At 40.9% G+C, this 5031-nt stretch carries 3 protein-coding genes; all 3 read right to left on the bottom strand.

Translation table 11 applies throughout. The features are described from left to right. Positions 1-1204, bottom strand: a 1204-nt coding sequence (locus Q0236_RS03750; protein WP_297915266.1) for an McrC family protein, incomplete at its 3' end; no start/stop codon positions are given. A gap of 10 nt (positions 1205-1214) precedes the next feature. Then, on the bottom strand, positions 1215-2960 hold the full coding sequence (locus tag Q0236_RS03745) for an AAA family ATPase (protein WP_297915264.1): 1746 nt from the start codon (positions 2958-2960) through the stop codon (positions 1215-1217). Between the two features lie 84 nt (positions 2961-3044). Then, positions 3045-4919: a tRNA uridine-5-carboxymethylaminomethyl(34) synthesis enzyme MnmG gene (mnmG, locus tag Q0236_RS03740; RefSeq protein ID WP_297915262.1), complete on the bottom strand. Its 1875-nt coding sequence runs from the start codon at positions 4917-4919 to the stop codon at positions 3045-3047. Between the last annotated feature and the right edge of the window lie 112 nt (positions 4920-5031).

Below are 5031 nucleotides of genomic sequence, written 5' to 3'. Positions count from 1 at the left end.
CGTTTTCTAGATCAAAGTATAAAATTTTAAGTCGCATTTTATCGTCGTATTTAAATTCCATAGGTTCTTGCTCTGTGCCGTCTATCTTTGGATAGATGAGATAGAGCCTATCGCACTCGTGTTTTTTACCATAAGCGTATAGCTGATACAGATCGGTTTGCGAGATCTTGTTCTTTTCTTTTTCCTTATCGTCTTGATTGATAACTTTCCATTTCGTATCGGCTATAAATTTGCCTTCTAAAAATATATCAGGCCTTAGTCTAAAGCTCATCGGCTCTTCTACAAGGTGCTTTTTTGAATGTTGTAATTTAATATCTACATGCTCTTTTTTAATAAAATTTCCGACATAACTTTCAAAAAGCAGGTTCATATCAAAAAGTAAGGCAAGGGCTAGATCGTTGCCTTTGTGCGGAGTAAAAGCGTCGCCTAGAAGGAAAATTTTGCACCATAAAAGCGTTTGCTCGTAGTGTTTTACTTGGCGGTTTATGGTGCAGTTGGTAAAGAAATTTTTATAATCACTGCATGTCGAAACTTCGTCAAATATAAATAAAAACTCGCGTATTTTTTGCTGATTTTTGCTGGAATTCGACTTTTTGTATAGAAATTTAAGCGTTGTTTTTATGATCTGATTTATCTTTATGTCGCTTAAAAACTCGCTGTATTCTACATAAAATCGCTCTTTGTGGATAGTATTTCTTTTGATCTGTTCATTTATATTTAGCTTTTCTTTTAGAAATTTTAGATTATCTTCCAGAATGATGTAGTCGCTTTTTATTCCCTTTTTTACAAGGATTTCAAGCTCGCGTAAAAACATCGAGATAAAAATTTCTAAAAGCGGCAAATTTTTGGTTTTGAGATTAGCCAAATTCGAGCTTTTAAATGGAAAATCTTTAAGCGATCTTAACATTTTTAGAAAAACGTCTTTTAATCCATCTATTTTATCGGTATCATTTTTATCCGCTTCATCCACTATTTTAGGCAAAATCTCTATCGTTAGCCCGCTTTTTGTTTGCAAAACACCTACATAGTTTCTTGCTTGTATAAATTTTCCACCGCTTCCGCTTCCTATTCTCAAAAACGAAGCATTTTCATCGCTGTTTTTAAGAATAAAATTTTCTATATCACTAAAGTCGTTTTCATCTATATCTTTATCATTCTGATATATACGCTCAAACTCGATTAGCGTCCTTTGTTTCTGTTTCATTCGCGCCGTCTTAGTCGCTTGATGACTTATAAATTTCTATATAGCTTTGAACTTTGTTAAAGGCTTCGTCGTTTATCTTGTATAAGACTTTATCGTCTATATCGTCTATATTTTCTCCAAATAAATAACTAGCCTTATTCTCTTCTTTGGTTATAAACTGAGTTCTGCTATCTTTTTGCTTTTTATTGTCGCCCAAAACTAGTCTTATTTTTTCCCAATCATCGTAAAAATACTCTTGTAAAAGTGGTAAAATTTTATTTTTAAATACATTTGCAAGTGCGTTCATATCCGTTACATCTATAAAATAAGCGTGCCCTATCATGTGATCTCTGTCGTAAATATACTCCATACGCTCGTTTATCGTTTTAAGCATTTCTCCTATATTTATACCAGCAACTTCACTTAATTTATCGTATTCTGGCATCATCTCCACAAACTCAAACCTTCTTCTAAGTGCCGTATCCATAAGGGCTATGCTTCGATCCGCCGTATTCATCGTCCCGATTATGTATAAATTTGAAGACACTCCAAATTTTTCTTTTGAGTATGGTAGCTCTACAATTATCTCATCATCTTTTCCAAGCCTTTTTGACGGCTCTATTAGCGTTATAAGCTCGCCAAAAATTTTAGATATATTTCCACGGTTTATTTCGTCGATGATTAGGACATAATTTTGATTAGTATAGTTTGTTTTATATTCATCGCCCAAAATATCTTTAATAATTACTGGTTCATAGGAGCGCATTCCATAGGTACCATTATAAAATATATCTTTTATAAATTTATCACAAGATATAGATCTATGATTATTATCACTATTTTTGGGTTTAACTAATATAGAAGATGTAGTACTTTTATATAGATAAAACGGTTGTTTATCGTCAGGTGTTTTTAATATTTTTTCAAATGAACTATCAGAAATGGACGGCAGCTTATTAACATAGTCGTTATATAATTTTTTAAAGTCACCTTCAGTTAGTTCTTCTTTTGCGCCTTTTAGTAATACCTTCTTCTTGCTACTGCCGCTAGCTTTTTTACAAATTCTTTTAAATACTCCATCTTTTATGTCATATGATATGTTTCCATCTTTAGTTTCTGCTTTTATTCCCTCAATAAATTCCTCATATCCATAGCTTTGATGAAATGTTACAAATTTTATCTGTCCGCTTTGAATGTATTCATCAAATTGTTTTTTTACAATTTTCATCTTTTCTTTGTCATTGATTTCTTCTTTGCCAATCTCTCTTCCTTCTATTATCTCAATGGCTTTTACTATTGTATTATATGTTTTTCCGGTCCCTGGAGGACCGTATAAGATTTGGTTTAATAGATAATTTGTTTGATTTGGCCGCTGTTTACTCCCCGCTAATTTCTCGTCTTTAGCCATATCTTCATCTTCATTATTTAATATATAATTTATACTTTCTTTAGATTTTATTTCGAGTTTTCCTTGAATATTTTTAAGACCATCGTATTTTTTTAGAATTTCCCTAGATAGTTTATTTCGATTTGTAAATTTCAAAAATTTTAAATCAACAGTGTATTTATCTGGCGAAATATCTACTATTTTTGTTTTAACCACAATGGCTTTAATAGGGTCATTTAAGTAAATGTATACAATGTCGCCCATCTGCACCCCGCCAACATGTATATATCCATTCTTTTTTTGATTTTCCCACTGCACTATTTCTTCTTGTTTAAATCCATCAATTGGGTCAAACTCACTTGGTGCGTCACTAAAAATCCAATATTTCATTATAGCTCTCCCTTTTATTCTTTTTTAATTATATCATTCATTTTATCGCGAAACTCGGCTTTAATTCAAATTGCCATTTTATTTTCATTTCAGACCGAAATTTTGCTTGATGTAGATATGCAAAATATCGATCGCGGCGGGCGTTACGCCGCTGATCTCGCTCGCGGCAAAAAGCGTCGGCGGCGCGAAGCGGTTTAGCTTCTGCACGATCTCGTTACTAAGCCCGCCGATCTTGCTAAAATCGATCTGCGGCGGGATCGCGACGCCTAGCAGCCCCTTCATCCTCTCGACCTCGGCGCGCTGCATCGCGATATAGAAATGATACTTGCACTGCGTTAAAATTTCATCCAAAACCTCATCGCTAAAGCCCTCAAAATGCGGCGCCAGAGCAAGCAGGCCCGCCTTTGAAAAGCCGCTTTTGGCTACGATTTTTTGCAAGCTGCAGCTTTGCGAAATGGGCTCTGCGCCGATACTTTGCAGCAGGCTAAGCGTCTGTTTTGAAGGGGTAATCTGCGTTTTTAGCAAAAATTCCATTCCGCTCTGCACATCGAGCTTAAATTTGCGCGCCCGCTCGTAACTCGCCTCGTCTAAAAGCCCGATCTCGCGGCCGTATTCGCTTAGGCGCAGCACGGCGTTACCCTCGCGCAGCAGCAGGCGAAATTCCGCGCGCGAAGTAAACATTCGGTAGGGCTCATTCGTGCCCTTGGTAACCAGATCGTCGATCAAAACGCCGATATACGCCTCATCTCTACGCAAAATCAGAGGCTGCCGCCCGCGCAAATCAAGCACGGCGTTGATGCCCGCCATCAGCCCCTGCGCCGCGGCCTCCTCGTAGCCGGTGGTGCCGTTGATCTGGCCTGCCAAAAACAGCCCGCGGATCTTTTTGGTCTCGAGGCTGTGTTTAAGCTCGGTAGGATCGATAAAATCGTACTCGATCGCATAGCCCGGGCGGACGATTTTTGCATTTTCAAAGCCCCTGATCGTGCGCAAAAACGCGACCTGCACGTCGTAAGGAAGGCTCGTAGAGAGACCGTTTACGTAATACTCCGTAGCCTCGCGCGTCTGCGGCTCGACGAAGACGTGGTGGCGGTCGCGATTTGGAAATTCATAAATTTTAGTCTCGATGCTCGGGCAGTAGCGCGGGCCGGTGCTTGAAATCTGCCCCGTAAACATCGGCGCGCGGGCGAAATTTTCGCGGATGATCTCGTGCGTGCGCTCGTTCGTATAAGCGATGAAGCAAGCAAGCTGCTTCGGCGCAAAATTTTTGCTGCGAAAGCTAAAAGCGCGCGGATCCGCGTCGCCGTCTTGGCGCTCAAGCACGCTAAAATCGATCGTCTTAGCATCGATCCTTGGGCAGGTGCCGGTCTTTAGCCGCCCCATTTGTAGCCCCAAGCTTCGTAGCGATTCGGCAAGCTCGACGCTCGCTAGCTCGCCCACGCGCCCCGCTTGCAGCTTGTTCTCGCCTACGTGAATTAGCCCGTTTAAAAAGGTGCCGGCGGTGATTATCAGATGCTCGGTCTCATAAACGTTGCCAAGATGGGTCTTTACGCCGCAAATGCGCTGCTCGCCGTCTTGCTCGCAGGTTAAAATTTCGCTCGCGATCTCCTGGCTTATGTCCAGCCCCTGCGTGTTTAGCAGCAAATTTCGCATATAGATGCGGTATTCATCCATATCAATCTGCGCCCGCGAGCCGCGCACCGCAGGGCCCTTGCTCTCATTTAAAATTCTAAACTGCAACCCGCACGCATCCGCCGCAAGCCCCATCTGACCGCCCAGCGCGTCGATCTCCTTTACCAGATGCCCCTTGGCAAGGCCGCCGATTGCGGGGTTACAGCTCGCAGCGCCGATCTGCTCGGCCAAGATCGTAATTAGCAGCGTCTTTGCGCCCATTTTTGCGGCGGCTAAGCTTGCCTCGATACCCGCGTGCCCGCCGCCCACAACGATAACGTCGTATTTCATTTTTTGCCTTTAAATTTAAAGCCGCAATTTTAGCCAAAATAAAATTTCAAAACGATAAATCGCACGCAGATGTCGCAGACGAGCCGTCCGAAAAATCGCGGCGCAAAATCGG

The organism is uncultured Campylobacter sp., from assembly GCF_938031315.1.
Lineage (GTDB): Bacteria > Campylobacterota > Campylobacteria > Campylobacterales > Campylobacteraceae > Campylobacter_B.
This window is presented reverse-complemented; position numbering and strand designations above follow the sequence as displayed.

Excerpts from the sequence above, each read along its gene's own strand:
- mnmG (WP_297915262.1), bottom strand. The coding sequence starts at position 4,919 with ATGAAATACGACGTTATCGTTGTGGGCGGCGGGCACGCGGGTATCGAG.
- Q0236_RS03745 (WP_297915264.1), bottom strand. The coding sequence starts at position 2,960 with ATGAAATATTGGATTTTTAGTGACGCACCAAGTGAGTTTGACCCAATT.